General features: G+C 64.3%; 13 protein-coding genes. 9 read left to right on the top strand and 4 right to left on the bottom strand.

All coding sequences use genetic code 11. From position 1 onward, the window contains the following. Window positions 1-6: 6 nt before the first annotated feature. The 4 genes from CLU90_RS07410 to CLU90_RS07395 all read right to left on the bottom strand — a co-directional run bounded on the left by CLU90_RS07410 (window position 7) and on the right by CLU90_RS07395 (window position 5638). A complete protein-coding gene (locus CLU90_RS07410; protein WP_100427566.1) occupies window positions 7-1419 on the bottom strand; it encodes a tetratricopeptide repeat protein in 1413 nt (470 codons plus the stop codon). Next, window positions 1416-3371 (bottom strand): type II secretion system protein GspD, encoded by a 1956-nt coding sequence (locus CLU90_RS07405; RefSeq protein ID WP_100427565.1) that lies wholly within the window; start codon window positions 3369-3371, stop codon window positions 1416-1418. The genes CLU90_RS07410 and CLU90_RS07405 overlap by 4 nt, the downstream gene beginning before the upstream one ends. A gap of 108 nt (window positions 3372-3479) precedes the next feature. Continuing rightward, window positions 3480-4844, bottom strand: coding sequence for an ExeA family protein (locus CLU90_RS07400; RefSeq protein WP_232731114.1), 1365 nt, complete (start codon window positions 4842-4844; stop codon window positions 3480-3482). Next, window positions 4841-5638, bottom strand: a complete 798-nt coding sequence (locus CLU90_RS07395; protein WP_232731113.1) for an ABC transporter ATP-binding protein — start codon at window positions 5636-5638, stop codon at window positions 4841-4843. Before CLU90_RS07395 ends, CLU90_RS07400 begins: the two co-directional genes overlap by 4 nt. 143 nt (window positions 5639-5781) lie before the next feature. On the opposite strand from CLU90_RS07395, the gene CLU90_RS07390 reads away from it, so the two are divergent. The 9 genes from CLU90_RS07390 (at window position 5782) to CLU90_RS07350 (ending at window position 16225) form a co-directional block, all read left to right on the top strand. Next, entirely contained in the window at window positions 5782-7485 is a 1704-nt protein-coding gene (locus CLU90_RS07390; protein ID WP_100427563.1) for a GspE/PulE family protein, read from the top strand. A 1-nt stretch (window position 7486) separates the two neighbouring features. Next, window positions 7487-8719, top strand: coding sequence for a type II secretion system F family protein (locus tag CLU90_RS07385; RefSeq protein WP_100427562.1), 1233 nt, complete (start codon window positions 7487-7489; stop codon window positions 8717-8719). Window positions 8720-8748: 29 nt separating this feature from the next. Then, window positions 8749-9267, top strand: a complete 519-nt coding sequence (locus CLU90_RS07380; RefSeq protein ID WP_157808768.1) for a type II secretion system protein — start codon at window positions 8749-8751, stop codon at window positions 9265-9267. A gap of 59 nt (window positions 9268-9326) precedes the next feature. After that, entirely contained in the window at window positions 9327-9794 is a 468-nt protein-coding gene (locus CLU90_RS30095; RefSeq protein ID WP_100427560.1) for a type II secretion system protein, read from the top strand. Window positions 9795-9921: 127 nt separating this feature from the next. Further along, window positions 9922-10500 (top strand): pilus assembly FimT family protein, encoded by a 579-nt coding sequence (locus tag CLU90_RS07370; RefSeq protein WP_100427559.1) that lies wholly within the window; start codon window positions 9922-9924, stop codon window positions 10498-10500. 10 nt (window positions 10501-10510) lie between these two features. Next, the gene (locus tag CLU90_RS07365) at window positions 10511-11116 is read left to right on the top strand and encodes a prepilin-type N-terminal cleavage/methylation domain-containing protein (protein ID WP_232731112.1); all 606 of its coding nucleotides are present in this window, start codon (window positions 10511-10513) and stop codon (window positions 11114-11116) included. Next, window positions 11113-12009, top strand: a complete 897-nt coding sequence (locus CLU90_RS07360; protein ID WP_100427557.1) for a prepilin-type N-terminal cleavage/methylation domain-containing protein — start codon at window positions 11113-11115, stop codon at window positions 12007-12009. Before CLU90_RS07365 ends, CLU90_RS07360 begins: the two co-directional genes overlap by 4 nt. Next, window positions 12006-12461, top strand: coding sequence for an agglutinin biogenesis protein MshP (locus CLU90_RS07355; protein WP_100427556.1), 456 nt, complete (start codon window positions 12006-12008; stop codon window positions 12459-12461). Before CLU90_RS07360 ends, CLU90_RS07355 begins: the two co-directional genes overlap by 4 nt. A 56-nt stretch (window positions 12462-12517) precedes the next feature. Beyond that, window positions 12518-16225 (top strand): LamG domain-containing protein, encoded by a 3708-nt coding sequence (locus CLU90_RS07350; RefSeq protein WP_198511167.1) that lies wholly within the window; start codon window positions 12518-12520, stop codon window positions 16223-16225. Window positions 16226-16339 lie beyond the last annotated feature (114 nt).

Genomic DNA, 16339 nt, shown 5'->3' with positions numbered 1-16339 from the left:
TAATGCTTATTCCTGACGGGGGGGGGTGGTGGCCGGGGTGGTGGCCGGGGCCGCCAGCTCGCGCAAGCGCGTTTGCACGACGGCCTGGTCGAAGGCGGCGGGCGCCGTTTGCGCCAGGGTCAAGGCGCGCTGGTAGTAGGTGGCGGCCAGCTTGGGCTGGTTCAGCCGGTCCAGGCCCACGGCCAGGTTGAAGGCATAGTCGGGATTGCCGGGCGCGGCGCTGTAGGCGCGGAAAAATTGCTGCTGCGCGTCGTTCCAGCGGCGCTGCTTGGCGTACACGTTGCCCAGTGCAAACAGCACGGGGCCGCTGTCGGGGCTGCGCGCCAGGATGGCTTTCAGTTTTGCCTCGCTTTGCACGACGTCGCCCTGGCGCAGGCCGATCAGGCCGGCCAGCGCCACGCCATCGTCGGGATTGATCTCGAGCAAACGCACGTACAGGGCCGCCGCCTGCGCGCCCTGGTTCTCGCGCAAGGCCACGGCCGCCAGGCCCAGCAGCGCATCGCGGTTGTTGGCGTCCTGCTGCAGCACGGCTTCATATTGCTGGCGCGCCGTGCCCAGCTGTCCGCTGTTGAAGGCCTGGTAGGCTTGTTGCACGCCTGGGTTGATCTGCGGCGCCGTATCGTTGCGCAGCACCTGGATCTGGCTGTTGTCGGGCGCGGCCACCTGCGGCAGGCTGGGCGGCGCAGGCGGCGGCAGTTGCGCCAGCTGGGCGGCCACGGCCGCTTGCGCGGCGGCCTGGATCATTGCCTGCTGTTCAGCCGCGTTCGCTTGCTGGCGCTGTTCGCGCGGCGCCTCCTGCGGCAGCGGCGCGGGTGCGGGGGCTTCCGGCATGGCGCCGCCGGCCGCTGGCGCCACCACGACGGGACCGGCAACGCCGCCCGTGCCCGGCGCATCCGTCAGCGGCATGGGCACGCCGGGCAGGTTGGCGCCCGCGCCGGGGCTGGTGCTGGCGCGCCAATACCAGTACGCCATGGAGCCGGCCACCAGCAGCAGGATCGCCAGCAGCACGGCCAGGCGCACGGTGGCCGGGTCGACGCTGATGGGGCCGGTGGGACCTTTCGGCGGCGGATTGCTGCGGCTGGCGCGGGGCCGGGCGGGCGGCGGTTCCGCACGGGCGCGCGGCGGCTCGGGGGGCGGACCGGGCTGCGCGCCTTGCTGCGGACCGGGCTGGGGGCTTGGCCGGGAGGCACTGGCTTGCGGCTGCGGCGCGGGGGCGTCCGCCAGCGGTTCCAGGCTCAAGCCGCTTGCCGGCTGCACGGGCGGCGGCGCAACTGGCGCGGGACGGGGCGGCGGGGCGTCTGCCGGCGCCAGTTCCAGCACCTGGTCGTAGGCTTCGGACGGCTTTTCCAGTTCCTCGTCGGACAGGCTGTTCTGTTTGGCGCGCTCGGCCTTCTTGAGCGCCTGCATGAGCAAGCTCATGGAAAGTCTCCCTGCAGGCGTGCCTGCGGCTGGACGGCCGGCGCCGGCGGGCCATCCGTGTATGGCTGGCTGTTGAGCGGCGCCTGGCCGGGCAGCAGGTAGCGGTAGTCGCGGTAATCGCCCTCGATGCTGGCATCCTTGACCACGACGGGGCGCATGAAGATCACCAGTTCCGTCTTGCTGCTTGCTTCGTTACGATAGGTGAACAAATTGCCGACCAGGGGCAGGCTGGACAGGCCGGGCACGCCATCCTTGGCATTGTCGACGGAATCTTGCATCAGGCCGCCCATGACGGCGATCTGGCCATTGCCCACTTTCATGATCGACTCCAGTTCGCGCGCCTGGATCACGGGTACCCTGCTGATCACGCTGGCCGTGGCCAGGGCCGGATTCGGGTCTTGCACGTAACCGACGATGCGCGTGATGGTGGGGCGCACGTTCAGGGTCACTTCATCGCTGTCGGAAATCTGCGGCGTGACGCTCATGACGAAGCCGACGGGCACGGTTTCCAGCTTCGACTCATAGGTGGCCGGCGTGGTGATGGTGCCCGTCGAGCTGACCACGGCGGGCGTCACCTTGATGGTAAAGAAGACGTTGTTGTCGACCACCTTCAGCATGGCCGTCTGGTTGTTGAGCACGCTGATCTTCGGGCTGGACAGCACTTTCACCTTGCCGAATGATTCCAGCAGCTGGATGGTCGTTCTGAAACTGTCCTTCAGGTAATCGAGCACGAAGATGCCGGGCGTGGAGCCGGGCGTGACGCCGCTGCTGAGCGCAGAGGTGCCCACCTGCTTCTGCGTCAGGCTCAGGTTGCCCGTCAGGCGCGACCAGTTGATGCCTTGCTGGTATTCATTGCTCAGGCGCACTTCGAGGATGGTCGCCTCGATCAGCACTTGCCGTTTGGCGCTATGCACCACGGCGTCGAGGAATTCGGCGACTTTTTCGTGCTGGCGGCCCGTCGCGCGCACGGCGATCAAGCCGCCTTCCACGTTGACGACGACGGACGAGGGGCTGCCCTTGTTGGCCAGTTTCAGCAGCGGCATGCCGTTCGCATCGAGTGACTGGCCAGGATTCGCGTTCTGGATGGGCGCCTGCTGCTGGCCTGGCGCATACTGGCCGCCAGTCTGCATCGGCGCCTGGCTGCCGTATTGATTGCCGGCCTGATTCTGCTGCTGTCCCGGCTGTCCTGGCTGGCCCGCTTGTCCCTGCTGGCCTTGCGCATTCCCCTGGGCATTCGTCAATTGCTGGTTCAGCTGCGCCAGCGGGTCCACCTGCACGTCGTTGAGCGTCGTCTCGCGCAGCAGGTCGCGGATATTCTTTTCCAGGCTGTACCAGAAATTATTTTCCGAACGATTCACGACCAGGGTGGTCGAGTTGTTATTGCCATTGCCGCCGCTGCCTTGCGTGCCGCCGACCGGGTTGCTGGCGTTGTTCGACCCGCCGCCCGCCGTGGAAATTTGCGTGGCGATATTCACGCTGCTGTTGGTGCTGCGCGCCATGTTGACGTAATCGACCTTGTAATTGCGCCACACGGGCGCATCGGGCAGCACCGTCAGGTTCTTGCCATCGATTTCGTAGCGCATATCGACTTGCTTGCCGATACGCGCCAGCAATTGCGGCAGGGTCTGGTTCAGCGCATTCAGGGTGACGCTGCCTTCGATCTGCGGGTGGATGTCGATATTCATGCCCGCGTCGCGCGCGAGTGCAAACAGCAGCGATTGCACGGGCACCTTGTGCACGGTAACGCTGTAGGTTTCCACTTTCGGCGCGGGCAGGGGCGCGGCCAGCGCGCTGCTTTGCTGCACCGGTTCGGGAATGGCGCCGCCGGGGACGGGCGCGGCATTGAGGTGGGCAGGCGACAGCGGCATTTGATGCGAGGCGCAACCGGACAGCACGGTGCTGCAGGCGAGGGCGACCCAGGAGGCCAGCACAGGAATAGGGTGTTGATTCATGAAAAAGTTCGCCCTTGGAGTCGTGTTGTGCTTTGGTAGTTTTAGCCAGCATGATCGCCTAAAAGCAATCGGCTGTGCAGGCTCTGGATGCAATATACCGAAATAAAGTCAGGGGGCGCCACGCCCCGTTTGTGCCGGCGTCACGGCTTTTATTTCCGTACGGATACTGTCTATGTCGCTTAGCAATATTTTCTGTGGCGACGCTGGGGCCAGCCTGGCCCGGACGGCTTCGGCGCTGGCTTGGTCGGCGAAGCTGCCGTAGACGATGTCCAGGCGCGCGGCGGCATTTGCGGGCGCTGCGCCAGGCAGGCGGAACACATGGAGGTCGCGCAGGCCGATCGCTTGCTGCGCCTGCTGCAGGAACGTTTCCGCCGCGGCCGTTTCGGTGGCGGGCAGGCTGGCGACGTGCAGCACCAGCTGCCGCGGTCCTTGCCTTGCCAGCCAGTCGCGCGATTCGGCCAGTTTGCTGTCGAGCAGCGTCGATGGTGCCGGCAGCGGTGCACGTGGGACCGCTGCCTGGCCCGGCGCCAGCCATTGCCACAGCAGCGCCGCGGCCAGCAGCAGCATCAGCGCGCTCAAGGCGCCCGCCAGCAGCTTGCACGCATGCCAGGGCGGACGGTGGAAGGGGCTGTCGGCAATGGCCAGGCGCACGTGGCGCGCGCTGATTTGCTGCGCATCGTCCGCAAACGCGGCCAGCAAGGCCTTGTCGGCCAGGATATTGACCCTGCGCACGATGCCTTGCGCGGCGCGCGCCAGCCGGCGCAGCGCGGCCGGCGTGAAGACGAGCGGCGCCATGCGGCCGGCGGCGGCCAGGCGGCATGCCAGATAGTCGTCCAGCAAGGCTTGCGGCAGGCGCGGCACGGTAAAACTGTGGGTGATGCGTTCCTTCAATTGGCGGAACTGGGGCAAGTCCAAAGTGTGCTGCAATTCCGGCTGGCCGAACAGCACGATCTGCAGCAGCTTGTGGCTGGCCGTTTCCAGATTCGTCAGCAGGCGCAGCGCTTCCAGGGTGGCGCCCGGCATGGCTTGCGCTTCTTCGGCCAGCAGCAGCACCTGGCGTCCCGCCGCATGCCGTGCGATCAGCTCGCCGTGCACGGCGCGCAGCACGGCGTCGGCGCGGCAGCCGTCCAGTTCCAGGCCCAGTTCGGCGGCGATGGCGTGCAGGACTTCATCCGGTTCCAACCGGGGATTGAGCAGATACAGTACGTCGACCCGGGGCGGCAGGCGTTCGGCCAGCATGCGGCACAGCATGGTCTTGCCGCTGCCCACTTCGCCCGTCAGCTTGATGATGCCTTCGCCTTGCATGACGGCATACAGCAGCGCATCGAGCAGTTCGCCCCGCGTATTTCCGGCATAAAAGAAGGCCGGGTCCGGCGTAATGCCGAACGGTGCCGTGCGCAAGCCGAAATGGTGCAGATACATGCCGTGCGGCGAGGGCGCGTAGTGGATGGGGACGTGCGTGTCGGTGTTCATGCCGCGATGCAATTGAGAAAAGCCTGTTCCAGGCTGGCGTCTTGCGTACCGCCGTGGCGGGCACGGCATTCGGCGGGCGTGCCCATAAACACGATGCGGCCCGCATGCAGGATGGCCATGCGGTCGCACAATTCTTCCACGTCGGCCAGCGCATGCGAGGTGAGCAGGGCGCCGCGACCCTGCGCGCGCGCTTGCCGCAGCACTTGCTTGAATTGCGCGCGCGCCTTCGGGTCGAGTCCGCTCATCGGTTCATCGAGCACCAGTTGCCGCTTGCCCGACAGCAGGCAGGCGGCCAGCCCCAGTTTCTGCATCATGCCTTTCGAATACGCGCGCGCGGGGCGCAGCAGAACGTCCGGCGCCAGGTCCAGCGCGTCCAGGGTTTGCCGCACGGCTTGCGCATCGGGACGCACGTCGTGCAGACGCGACAGGTAGCGCAGGAAGTCGCCGCCCGTCAGGTAGTAGGGCGCCTGGAAGCGTTCCGGCAAAAACGACAGGGGCTGGCGCGCCGCGCCTTGGCGGTGCGGCCGGTCGAAAATGGCGATGTCTCCCCGCTCGGGCGTGCAAAAGTCGAGCAGGCATTTGAGCAGGCTCGTCTTTCCCGCGCCATTCACGCCGACCAGGCCGAACAGTTCTCCCGCGCGCACTTGCAGGTCGACGCCGCGCAGCACGGCGCTGCCCGCCAGTTGCAGGTGCACATTGTGAAACTCGATGGCGCAGGCGTTCATAGGGGTAATGGTCGGCAGCGAAGACGGGGAACGACCGCCATTATTGCCATGGGCGCAGGTGCGCGGCAAGTGTTTCCTTGCCGAGCGTTGAAATGCGCGAAAATCAAGCGACGCAATGTATTTTCTTTAAGAAACAACAGGTTCTGGAATAAAATGCCTGTGCGCGCCGCGGGCGTGTATCGTCTGTCGAATATGTTTGTCGAGGAGTAAGCATGGCAAGGCCAGAGAAAGTCCGGCTCGGTGAAATTTTGGTGCAGCAGAAATTGCTGACGGAAGAACAGTTGGGCCAGGCCTTGACGGAGCAGAAGCGTTCGGGACGCAAGCTGGGCCGCGTTTTTGTCGAGCACGGCTTCGTCACGGAAGAGCAGATTTCGGGCGCGCTGGCGCGCCAGCTCGACATTCCCTACATTAATCTGAAGTTTTTCAACATCAATCCCGAACTGGTGCGGCTGCTGCCGGAAACCCAGGCGCGGCGCTTTCGCGCGCTGGTGCTGGAAGACCGGCGCGAGGGCTTGCTGGTCGGCATGTCCGACCCGACCGACCTGTTCGCGTATGACGAGATTTCGCGCCTGGTCAAGCGCCAGATCGAGCTGGCCGTCGTCAATGAGACGGAAGTGCTGGCCGCCATCGACCGCATCTACCGCCGCACGGAAGACATCTCCACCCTGACGCGCGAGCTGGAGCAGGACCTGGGCGACGTTTCCGTCGACTTCGGCGCGCTGGCCGCCAATCCGGGCCTGGAAGAAGCGCCCATCGTCAAGCTGCTGCAATCCGTGTTCGAGGATGCCACCCAGGTGCGCGCCTCGGACATCCACATCGAGCCGCAGGAAGGCCGGCTGCAGATCCGCTTCCGCATCGACGGCGTGCTGCACCTGCAGACGGAAGCGGACAGCAAGATCGCCAGTTCGCTGGCGCTGCGTCTGAAACTGATGTCGGACCTCGATATTTCCGAGAAGCGCCTGCCGCAGGATGGCCGCTTCGCCATCCGCGTGAAAAACCAGCGCATCGACGTGCGTATTTCCACCATGCCTACGCAGTACGGCGAATCCGTCGTCATGCGTCTGCTCAACCAGGGCGGCACGACCTTGCGCCTGGACGCCATCGGCATGCCGCCTGCGCTGGTGGCGCAGTTCCGCGCCATCGTCAGCCGCCCGAACGGCCTCGTGCTGGTGACGGGCCCGACCGGCAGCGGCAAGACGACGACCCTGTATTGCGCCTTGTCCGAACTCAATTCGGTGGAAAAAAAGCTCATTACGGTGGAAGACCCCGTCGAGTACCGGCTGGCCGGCATCAACCAGGTGCAAGTCAATGACAAGATCGAACTGAACTTCGCCAGGGTGCTGCGCTCGGCCCTGCGGCAAGACCCGGACATCGTGCTCGTCGGCGAGATGCGCGACCAGGAAACGGCGCAGATCGGCTTGCGCGCCGCCATGACGGGTCACTTGGTGTTGTCGACCCTGCATACGAACGACGCCATCAGCACGCCGCTGCGCCTGATGGACATGGGCGTACCCCGCTACATGGTGGGCAGTTCGCTGCAAGCCGTGCTGGCGCAGCGCCTGGTGCGCGTGATCTGCGAAAGCTGCAGCACGCCGTACCAGCCCACGCCGAACGAATACGAATGGCTGCGCCTGGAACTGGGCGAGCTGGTCGAGCGCAACCAGTATTTCCACGGCAAGGGCTGTTCGCATTGCAACGGCATGGGTTACCGGGGCCGCACGGGCGTGTATGAATTGCTGGAAATCACGCGCGCCGTGGCCGACGCCGCCAACCATGCCGACCCATCGCACTTCATGAAGGTGGCGATGGCGCAGATGGCGGGCGAAACCCTGCGCCGCCACGCCGTGCAATTGGTGGTCCAGGGCCGCACGACGGTGATGGAAGCGATGCGCATCAGCAACCAGAGCGAGGATTGAGGTGCCATTTTTTGCTTACAAGGCGCGCAATGCCAGCGGCGAACTGCTGACCGGCGTGATGGAAGGGGCCGACAGCGGCGCCGTGGCGGACCAGCTGTTTTCCACCGGCGCGACGCCGGTGGAAATCCTGGTGACCAAAAAAGCCGCCACCACGGGCGCCGATATCGGCTGGTGGCAAAAGCTGACGGAGAAAAAAGTCAGCTCGATGGATGTGCAATTGTTCAGCCGCCAGTTGTATACCCTGCTCAAGGCGGGCGTGCCCATCATGCGCGGCCTGGCCGGCCTGCAGGAGTCCGCCATCAGCCCCGCGTTCGGACGCATCATCAAGGACGTGCGCGAATCGCTCGACGCGGGCCGCGAACTGTCGGCCGCCATGGCGCGCCACCCCGCGATCTTTACGCCGTTTTATTTGTCGATGGTGCGCGTGGGCGAAATGACGGGGCGCCTCGATGAGGTTTTCCTGCGCCTGTTCGACCACCTGGAATTCGACCGCGACATGCGCGCGCGCGTGAAATCAGCCACGCGCTATCCCAGTTTCGTGATCGTGGCCATGCTCATCGCCATGGTCGTCGTCAATATGTTCGTGATTCCCCAGTTCGAGAAGGTGTTCGCCAGCTTCCATGCAGAACTGCCCTTGATGACGCGCATCCTGATCGGCACGTCGGCCTTCATGGTCGCGTATTGGCCTTTGCTGCTGGCACTGACTATCGGCGCGATAGCCGGTTTCCGGGCCTGGCTGCGCACGGTCAGAGGCCGTTACGCGTGGGACCGGTACAAGTTGCGTTTCCCCATCGCCGGGAAGATCATCCTGAAAGGCACGATGGCGCGCTTCGCACGCAGTTTCGCGCTGTCGAGCACCAGCGGCGTGCCCATCGTCCAGGCGCTGACGGTGGTGTCGCAGACGGTGGACAACGCCTATCTGTGCGCCCGTGTCGAGCAGATGCGCGACGGCGTCGAGCGCGGCGACAGTATTCTGCGCACCTCGGTGACGGCGGGCGTCTTCACGCCGGTGGTGCTGCAAATGATCGCCGTCGGCGAAGAGTCCGGTTCACTCGATGACTTGATGAATGAAATCGCCCAGATGTATGAACGCGAAGTCGATTACGAATTGAAGACCCTGTCCGCGCAGATCGAACCCATCCTGATCGCCTTTCTCGGCGTCATGGTGCTGGTGCTGGCGCTGGGCATCTTCTTGCCGGTGTGGGATCTGGGCAAGGTGGCCCTGCATAAATGAGATCGTGCATTTCGCCAAAAAACAACAGCGTGGCAGTCAAGGCAGGGCAGAGCGGGTTCACCCTGTTTGAACTGGCCGTTGTCGTGTCCGTCATTGCCGTGCTGGCGGCTGTGCTGCTGAGCCGGCTGTTAGCGGTCCAGCAGGAGGCGGAACGGGTCGCCGTGCAGCAAACGGTGCTGGCGCTGCGCGCGGGTCTGCGCATGAAAGTGCTGGAACTGTATGCGGCTGATCGGCAAAATCAGTTGCCGGCGCTGGCGGGGCAAAACCTCATCGATTGGCTGGCGGAAAGGCCGTCCAATTATTTAGGTGAATATACGGCGCCGGAGATAGCAAAACTTCCTCAAGGTCATTGGTTTTTTGATAGAAGTAATGCAGAATTGATATACGTATTAAATCGAGGCAACACTTTCGGCCTTAGTCGTTCCGAGTTGCTTCGATTCAAGGTAAGCTTGCGGCAAGCGTCCGCTACCCTGGCCCGGCCCTCAACCCCGGTGGATGCGCCCGATGTGGCGTTGATACAGCTGGGCGAGGCGGATGGGCTGAAATAGTTTTTTATTTTGCCGGCACATTTTGCCAGCATCGTTTTTTTGATTTTTTGGAGATTAGCATGAAACTGCAGTCAATTCGTCGTTTTCAACAAGGTGGCCAAGCGGGCTTTACGCTGATCGAGTTAGTCGTCGTCATCGTCATCCTGGGCATCTTGGCGGCCACCGCGATTCCCCGTTTTATCAATCTGTCGGCCGATGCCCGCCTGGCGAAAGTCAACGGCGCTCGCGCCACAGTGCAGGCCGCCGCTTCCCTGGCTCATGCGCAATGGCTGGTCAACAACACTGCCGTCGGCACAATTCCTCCTGTGGTAATGGAAGGTACGACCATCACCATGGCGAACGGCTATCCTGATGCGGCCGGCATCGTGTTGGCGGCAGGTGGTTTGGCCGACTACAATGTCACGGGCACGGCGCCAGTATCGATCGCCGCCGATGCCAACCATCTTACCTGCGCGGTTACCTATACAGTCGCTACGGCGACTGCGGCGGCGGCGGTGGGCCCCGCGCCTGTCCTTAGCAATTGCTAATGACGTGAATCTGCATGCAGCGGCAGGTCGCGCCGCATGCAATCCGCCTGGCTTGCCAGGCGTTTTTTTATTCTTTCTGGCATGCTTGAGCCAGCATGCCGCTCATTGCCATAGGTGCGAGTACACGATGCCGTCTCCTGCAGGTTTGATGTTTGCCGGGCCTGCCAATCGTGGGCGCCTGCAGCGCGGCTTTACCCTGGTCGAACTGATCGCCGTGCTGGTGGTGGGCGGGGTGCTGGCTGCCGTCGCCGCCCCTCGTTTCTTTCAGCAGGATACTTTTGACGCGCGCAGCTTTGCCGACCAAAACATCGGCATGCTGCGCTATGGGCAAAAACTGGCGATCGCGCAAAACCGGCCCGTTTTCGTGCAGCTTAACGGCAGCCGCATTGCCCTGTGTTTCAATACGGCCTGCGACGCGGCCAACCGCGTCTTGCCGCCTGCTGGCGGCAACAGCGGCCGCAGCGCCACCATGAGCGCCTGCGCCAATACGACGGCGTGGCTGTGCGAAGCACCGCCCAACAATATCAGCTACAGCGTGCCGGCCGATGCCGCCGCTTTTTATTTCAATGCCCTGGGCCGGCCGTTCAAGGCGAGCGACGCCGAGCCCGTCTCGAGCTTTCCCGCGCGCGTCAGCATCGGCATCAGCGGCGGCGGCATGACGCGCAACATCATCGTCGAAGGGGAGACGGGCTATGTCCATTACTAGGATAGCCGTCTTGCCGGCTCGCAGGTTGGCGCAGCGCGGCGTGACTCTGATCGAACTGATTGTCTTCATCGTCATTGTCTCCATCGCCGTGATTGGATTGCTGCAAATTTTTACCCGTACCACAGCCAGCAGCGCCGATCCGCAATTGCGCAAGCAGGCGCTGGCGCTGGCCGAGGGCATGCTGGAAGAGGTAACCATGGCGCGCTTCACGTTTTGCGACCCGGTCGCCGATCCGGCCGCGGATGCGGCGACGAATGCCGCGCCGTTCGACAGTGCCACCAATCCCACCGGCTGCAACACGCCGCAGAATGTCAGCGCGACGGTGCCCGCCACGGGGCGACCCTACTACAATGTCAGCGACTACGTGCGCGCGTTCAATACGCCCGCGAGCTATACGACCGACGCGGCCGGCAACAGCTTTCCTGCGGGCTATGCGGTGAGCGTGGCCATCAGCCCCGAGGCGGGACTGGGGCCGGCAGGCGCCACCTTGCCTTCGGACGCCACGCCCGTCAACATGAATGTGCTGCGCGTTACGGTCACCGTGACTTACGGCGCGAATCAGCAGCTGGTGCTGGCCGGTTACCGCACGCGTTACGCAGGAAATGCCGTCCCATGATGACTTTTTTACGCCCCCGGCAGCGCGGTTTTACCTTGATCGAACTGATCGTGGTGATCATCATCACGGCCATCGTGGCCGGCATGGTGACGGTATTCATCCGCGCGCCCATGCAAGGCTACCTGGACGTGGCCGCCCGCGCCGAACTGGCCGATGCCGCCGATACGGCGGCGCGCCGCATCACGCGCGACGTGCGCCTGGCGCTGCCCAACAGCGTGCGCGTCGCGAACAATGGGGGCGACAGCTATCTGGAGCTGCTGCTGACCAAGACGGGCGGACGCTATCTGTCGGAAGACGACCCGGCCACAATACCGGGCAATGTGCTGGCCTTCGATCCCCTCACGCCGGTGAGCAACGCGAAGGTGTTTACCATCGTCGGCGCCCCGCCTGCCGGCCGGCAGGCCATCGTGGCCGGCGACTTTATCGTCGTTAACAATTTGGGCGACCAGCCTCCCGTGAATGCCTATAACTGCAGCGGGCAATGCAACCGCGCCCAGGTCGCTTCCATCAGCGGCAACGAAGTCACGCTGCTCAATAACCCCTTCGTCGCGCAAACGCCGTCCATGCCTTCCCTCAGCTATCGTTTCCAGGTGGTCAGCACGGTCGTGACCTACCACTGCGCACCGAATGCGAATGGCACGGGCACGCTGACGCGCTATGCCGGCTATGCGATCCAGCCAGCCCAGCCGGTGAGCGCCGCCGCCGCGCCCCTCAATGGCGCGCCGTCGGCAGCGCTGATGGCGATGCAAGTTGCCGCTTGCGATTTTTCCTTCGATACGCTGCCCAACATGCAGCGGGGCCTGGTCAGCATCGGCCTGACCCTGGGCGCGCCCGGCGGCAATGCCGGCCAGATCACGCTGGTGCAGCAGGCACAGGTGAATAATTCGCCATGACGATATCCGCTACCGCCACCTCCATGCCGCATCGCCGGCGCCCATGCCGCCCGGCGCGCGGCTTCAGCATTATCACCGCCATCTTTCTGCTGGTGGTGCTGTCCGCGCTGGGCGTGGCGCTGGTTTCCATTTCGACCATGCAGCATGCCGAGTCGGCGCTGGACGTGCAGGGCGCACGCGCCTACCAGGCGGCCCGGGCCGGCATGGAGTGGGGACTGTACCAGCAGCGCGTCAACGGCAGTTGCGCCGCCAGCAGCAGTTTCGCCCTGCCCGCGAATGGCGCGCTGGCTGGTTTTTCCGTCACCGTGCGCTGCACGCAGACCGCTGGCGCGGTACCGCGCTTCCAGGTGATCGCCACGGCGTGCAATCAGCCCGTTGGCGGTGTGTGCGCCACCGCCAACGCCACCAATCATCCCGATTACGTGCAGCGCGTCGTACAGGCGGAGTTTTAGGCGAGGCAAACCAAAGGAGCGACATGCGGGCAGTCACGGCAGTATGGATACATGCATTGGGGCGCTTGGCCCTGCTGGCCCTGCTGTACTGCGCCCCGGCGCAGGCAGTGACGTACGCCAATACCAGTTTTGCCTACAACTGGATCGACGCCAGCAATCATGCCAGGCTCGGCTACAACACTTCGCCGTACAAATTCAACGGCGCCACCGGCTGCGGCACCACGCCGCCCATCCTCGACGACACGCTCAGCGACGCCTTGCCCATCGGTTTCAGCTTCATGTATTCGGGCGTGGCCTTCAGCAGCCTGCGCGTGATGACGAATGGCCGGGTGCAGTTCAATAACAACGTCACGTGCGGCTACGGCAGCCCGGTACAGACGCTGCCGTATCCGGACAGCAGCTTGAACTACACCATGCGCATCTATGGCAACGACCTCGATCCCACCTCGAAACTGGAATTGCCCTCCTATAATACCGCCTGCGCCAGCCGCACCACCTGCTATGTCAGCTACGCCACGGTCGGCACGGCGCCGTACCGCAGTTTTGTCGTGACGTGGAATAATGTGCCCGAATGGACGACGGGCGCCAATCCCACCGGTTCCTACAGCCTGCAACTGATCTTGCAGGAAAACGGCGAATTCATTTACCAGTACGGCGCCGCCGTGGCGGGGCCTTCCGCCAAGCTGGGCCAGATCGGCTGGCAGGCCGACAGCAACGATTACGACACGCCGCAAACCGGCTTTCCTGTCAGCAATTCGGCCATCAAGTTCTACATCCCCCGTCCGGTGCTCGAATACCGGATGGAGCAGCCCAGCTGGGACAATACGCCGGGGCAGGTCAGCGACACCAGCGGCAACGGACGCGACGGCACGGTGCTGGGCGGCGCGCAGACCATCGCCGCCGGCCGCGTCTGCCGTGCGGCCAGCTTTCCCCTCAATACCAGCGCCGCGGCCATCGACGCCATCGACAGCGCCCTGTCCGTGCCTGGCACCATGGGCGGCGCCGGCACCATCACGTTCTGGTACAAGGCCAATACGGCCTGGTCCGGCAGCGGCGCGCGCGATGCGCAGCTGCTCGACGCCACGCAGATGAACAATGAATGGTTTTTCCTCGTGCGGCGCAGCACGGGCGCCTTGCGCTTCGTCGTCACGGATAGCCTGGGCAACCAGCGCACGGTGGAAACGGCCGCCAATACGGTGGCCGCCGGCACCTGGAAGCATATCGCCGTGAGCTGGAGCTTCAATGCGCTGGCCGCCGCCAACAGCGACCACTTGCGCATATACGTCGACGGCGTGCTGCAAAAGGAGACGGCGTTTACCACGGCGGCCGTGGTGTCGCCGCGCGTCGGCACCTTGTTTATCGGCGACAACCGCAGCGCGCTCACGGGGCAGAACGGCAGCGGCAATTCCACCGATGGCGCCATCGATGAATTGCGCGCCTATAACTATGAAGGCGGTCTGGCGCTGGTGCAGCGCGACCAGAATCTCAGCCAGGCCGGCTGCCTGAACCATTATGCGGTGACAAATACGGGCACCGGCCTGACGTGCCAGCAAAGCACGGTCACGGTTACGGCGCATGACGTCAATCACAACAATATCGTGATGCCGAACAACACCACGCAAATCCAGCTGAGCACCTCGAACGGCATCGGTGACTGGGCCCTGATCTCGGGCTATGGCGTGCTTGCCAATGGCACGCTGAACGACGGCGTGGCCACCTATCTGTTCAACGGCGAGTACCAGGCCGTGTTTGGCCTGAGCAGCGGCACGGCCGCCACCGTCAGCGTGAATGTGACGGACGGGCAGTTCACGGAGCAGGAAGACCAGTCGCTGGTGATCAAGGCGTGCGCCGTGGCGCGCTTCAACGCCTGCGAGGCGACGTCGCCCCGTTGCGTGCCCAGCACCAGCAGCCTGAGCTACGCGCGCCTCAATACCAAGCTGGCCGACACGGCCTTCAAGCTGGACCTGGTCAAACTGAAGTCCGACGCCAGCCTGGAAACGGCGTTCGCCGGCGCGGCCACCGTGGATTTGCTGGTCAATACCGCCACCGGCGTGGCGCTGGGGGCGAACAACTGTCCGCTCACCCAGACCGCCGTCATTCCGCTGGGCCTGGTGGCGTTTACGGGCGGCTATTCGACCACCAATGTGAGCATCCCTGCCACTGCCATCAGCGCCGTGGCGCCCAGGTACAGCGCCTACCGCGACGTGCGCGTGCGCGTCACTTGCACGGCGGCCGTGTGCGGCACCGCCAATGTGGGATGCTCGACCGATAATTTCGCGGTGCGGCCGCAGCAGTTTGCGCTCAGTTCCAACATGAGCAACAGCGGCCTGAGCGGCCCCCCCAGCCTGGCGGCGGGCGCCCAGTTTACCCTGAGCGCCGCCGCTGCGGCCGGCTACAACGGCACGCCGCTGGTCGACAATACCTTGGCCGGCCAGAAAATCACCGGCTTCCTCAGTACCGCCGACTACACCGACCGCCTCGCGTCGGCCTCGAATGCCAGCCCGTTTCCGCTGGGGCAGGCCGTGCTGGCCAGCGGCCTGGCCAGCAACAGCGGCGTCACCTACGGCGACGTCGGCACTTTCCGCATGCTGCCCGAGGCAGTGCTCGACAACGCCTACACGAGCGTCGACCAGCCCGGCGACTGCATCGTCGGCAGCAGCAGCAATACGGCCGTCAATGGCAAATTCGGCTGCAATATCGCCAACCAGGCGCAAACCCCGGCCCCCGTCTTTGGCCGCTTTTTTCCTGACCATTACGCGCTCACGGGCGCGCTGAGCGGCGCCTGCGGCGACGCCACCTACATGGGCCAGCGCGAACTGGGTATCGTGCTGGGCGCGACGGCCTTGAGCAAGGGCAACCAGGTCCTCGCGCACTTTGGCAGCGCCTATCCCGGACTGTCCAGCGTCAGCGTGGGCGCGGCCAATGCCGGCGCGGCACTGGCCATCGGCCGCCTGGCGCCGGCATTGCCCGCCTTTGCGTGGAGCCAGGGACGCAGCGGGCGTTCGTACGCGACCGACGGCGCCGCGTATGCCGCCGGCAGCACGCAAGTGGTGGTGGCCGGTAGCGGCGGCCTGTCGGCGGGTGAACTGATCAAGTTCGGCGGCGACGGCGCCATCTACACGGTGCAGGCCGGCACTGCCGGTGCGGGCAGCATCACGCTCGCCGCGCCTGGCCTGCTGCAGGCGATGCCCAGCGGCGCCACCGGCATCACGGTACTGCACAGCTTTGACCGGCTGGCCAGCGGCCAGGATGGCCCATACGACGATTTTTCGCTGGTGGTGGGCATCAGCGACAGCGATGGCGCGCTCATTTCCAGCGTGAATGGGCTGGCCGTCGCGCCGGCCGCCAGCGTCGCCATCGGCAACACCAGTCTGCGTCACGGCCGCTTGCGCATCAACAATATGTACGGCTCGGAACAGCGTGCGCTGCTGGTGCCCCTGGCCGCGCAATACTGGAACGGCAGCGCGTATGCCGTCAATACGCTGGACAATTGCACGGCTCTGCTGCGCAAGAATTTCGTCTTGAACAATTACGTCAACCTGACGGATGCCCACTTGCCCGCCGCTACCACCTTGCCGCTCGACAGTAGCTTGCTGAAGCTGGGCGCCGGCAGCGTGCTGATGGCCAAGCCCGCCGCACCGGTGACGAAAAAAGGCACGCTCATGCTGCAGTCGCTGATTCCCTATCTGCCGGGACAGGCGCGCCAGACCATAGGCGCATTCAAGAGTGATTCCAGGCTTATCTTCATGCGCGAAGTATATTGAAGGGCGCGATTTTTCGGCGCGTCGTGACATTCGTGGGGTTTTCCTGAAAATCTGTTGTCAATTATTTCTTTTTTAACCTGTTCATACCTGCGATGAATTAAAATTGATTCAATG

Source organism: Janthinobacterium sp. 67, assembly GCF_002797895.1.
Lineage (GTDB): Bacteria > Pseudomonadota > Gammaproteobacteria > Burkholderiales > Burkholderiaceae_D > Janthinobacterium.
The sequence above is the reverse complement of the archived record's forward strand: the minus strand, read 5'-3'. Positions and strand labels throughout refer to the sequence as shown.

What these genes read in the sequence shown, in the direction of transcription:
- CLU90_RS30095 (WP_100427560.1), top strand. Translation starts at nt 9,327, where the DNA reads ATGAAACTGCAGTCAATTCGTCGTTTTCAACAAGGTGGCCAAGCGGGC.
- CLU90_RS07400 (WP_232731114.1), bottom strand. Translation starts at nt 4,844, where the DNA reads ATGAACACCGACACGCACGTCCCCATCCACTACGCGCCCTCGCCGCAC.
- CLU90_RS07355 (WP_100427556.1), top strand. Translation starts at nt 12,006, where the DNA reads ATGACGATATCCGCTACCGCCACCTCCATGCCGCATCGCCGGCGCCCA.
- CLU90_RS07390 (WP_100427563.1), top strand. Translation starts at nt 5,782, where the DNA reads ATGGCAAGGCCAGAGAAAGTCCGGCTCGGTGAAATTTTGGTGCAGCAG.
- CLU90_RS07360 (WP_100427557.1), top strand. Translation starts at nt 11,113, where the DNA reads ATGATGACTTTTTTACGCCCCCGGCAGCGCGGTTTTACCTTGATCGAA.
- CLU90_RS07370 (WP_100427559.1), top strand. Translation starts at nt 9,922, where the DNA reads ATGCCGTCTCCTGCAGGTTTGATGTTTGCCGGGCCTGCCAATCGTGGG.
- CLU90_RS07410 (WP_100427566.1), bottom strand. Translation starts at nt 1,419, where the DNA reads ATGAGCTTGCTCATGCAGGCGCTCAAGAAGGCCGAGCGCGCCAAACAG.
- CLU90_RS07405 (WP_100427565.1), bottom strand. Translation starts at nt 3,371, where the DNA reads ATGAATCAACACCCTATTCCTGTGCTGGCCTCCTGGGTCGCCCTCGCC.